The organism is Verminephrobacter aporrectodeae subsp. tuberculatae At4 (genome assembly GCF_000193225.1).
Classification (GTDB): Bacteria; Pseudomonadota; Gammaproteobacteria; order Burkholderiales; family Burkholderiaceae_C; genus Acidovorax; species Acidovorax aporrectodeae.
The window spans coordinates 1-1,108 of the sequence record NZ_AFAL01000859.1 but is presented as its reverse complement, the minus strand read 5'-3'; the positions used below and the strand labels follow the sequence as shown (position 1 = coordinate 1,108).

Annotated in this window: 2 protein-coding genes; both read right to left on the bottom strand. The window is 51.9% G+C overall.

The genetic code is table 11. The features are described from left to right. Window positions 1-704: hypothetical protein (locus VTU_RS0121960; protein WP_010109069.1), on the bottom strand; the 704-nt coding region annotated here is incomplete at its 3' end. Window positions 705-863: 159 nt separating this feature from the next. Then, window positions 864-1,108 (bottom strand): hypothetical protein (locus VTU_RS35225; RefSeq protein WP_010109068.1); only part of this gene is annotated, 245 nt, incomplete at its 5' end.

Here is a 1,108-nt window from a genome sequence, read left to right as displayed (position 1 = left end):
GCAAAATTGTCCGCCACGTCGAAAATATTTTCAGTGAGAGTCACCAAGTGTCCATCGCCAATTGTCTCGACGGCAAAGCCATTGGCGCGTAGCTTTTCTGCATCGATTTCCCTGGTGTATGCCCGGCCAAAGAAGGTTGCCCAACCCAGGTTTGGAACGCCTCTGTCCTCCAGAATTACAGCCGGCGGGCCCCTGAGGAAATCGTCTTTGGCAACAATCGCGTGCTCGTCTGTCCCAAATGCATCGTCTCTTGTTTCAATATCGGTGAACAAATGCAAAATGGCAAACTGCGGGTTGGCGAGTTCAACAAGGCTGTGGAACAGGCGGTTCCAGTCGATTTTTTTGTTGGCATCAGCATTACCATGGAGCCATCCGAGACGAATCTCGCCAAGCCGGTTCACGTAGGGGAAGGTATGGCTCATCTCATAACTATACTTCACCGTTTTGGACCGCTTCCATCCGCAAGCCCATGTGGTGAGCCAGCGTCCTTCCTCACCCGCGTCTATGATGGTCTTCACTGCCCAGTACTTCTCGCATGCAGCGATGTCATAAAACGGTTTCTTGATTCTTACATCGCTATCAAAGCGATCAGGCACCAATCGTGGGTCGGTTTCACAAAATGTCTCCAACACCTTCCTGCCGAATTCCCATCTCGTGGTGTCGGTATCAGTAACGATGGAAATCAGGATATGTGGTTTTCTCATTTTTTTGACCTTTCCAGAAAGTCAGCGTGAGGATTTGCAATGCCCCATAGGTTGCAGAAATCCGGGTTCATATGCAAGTATTTTCAGGGTTCGGGGCAGCGCATCAGGGCAGAGGTTCGTTGGTGAGACGAATGCTCGGCAGGCCGTCCGAACTGGTGATCAGCCCCTCATTGTTGGGATAACCCATGTCCCATTGAGCAGGGGCGCATACCTCGGTCCGAAGTCCACCGGGGGGCTGGTTGCCTGGTTCAGAGGTTCGTTGGTAAGACGAATAAATCCTGGTCTCAGCAGTTTCTTCAACTCGGATCGCCGCGCAGAGAACAGCGCAAAATTGTCCGCCACGTCGAAAATATTTTCAGTGAGAGTCACCAAGTGCCCATCGCCCATTGCCTCGACGGCAAAGC